Source organism: Wenyingzhuangia sp. 2_MG-2023 (assembly GCF_030548295.1).
In the GTDB taxonomy this organism is placed as follows: domain Bacteria; phylum Bacteroidota; class Bacteroidia; order Flavobacteriales; family Flavobacteriaceae; genus Wenyingzhuangia.
Genome location: NZ_JAUOSB010000144.1, coordinates 1 through 251, shown reverse-complemented (window position 1 = coordinate 251; position 251 = coordinate 1). Strand labels below are relative to the sequence as shown.

The window sequence follows — 251 nt, the reverse complement described above, 5'->3', positions numbered from 1 at the left end:
ATTTAATACTTTCCTGGGCACAATGCAAACTAGTCCAAGTCTTTCCATTCCTTTAGCTATTGTGTATTTATCTGTACCAGTAGGCTTTGCTTTCACGATGGTTCGATTAATCCAGAATAATATAAAGCGATTCAAAGGGATTGAAGTGGAAAGGGAGGAAACGACATTATGAGTGCAGGTGTAATCTTCATCGTACTAATAATATTTTTAGCAATTGCTATACCAATTGGAGTTTCTTTAGGTCTTACATC

The 251-nt window shown here is 35.9% G+C and carries 1 protein-coding gene; it reads left to right on the top strand.

Features of this window, described 5'->3' with window-relative positions; genetic code table 11:
* Positions 1-13 precede the first annotated feature (13 nt).
* A complete protein-coding gene (locus tag Q4548_RS17410) occupies positions 14-172 on the top strand; it encodes a hypothetical protein (RefSeq protein ID WP_408068642.1) in 159 nt (52 codons plus the stop codon).
* Positions 173-251: the final 79 nt, after the last annotated feature.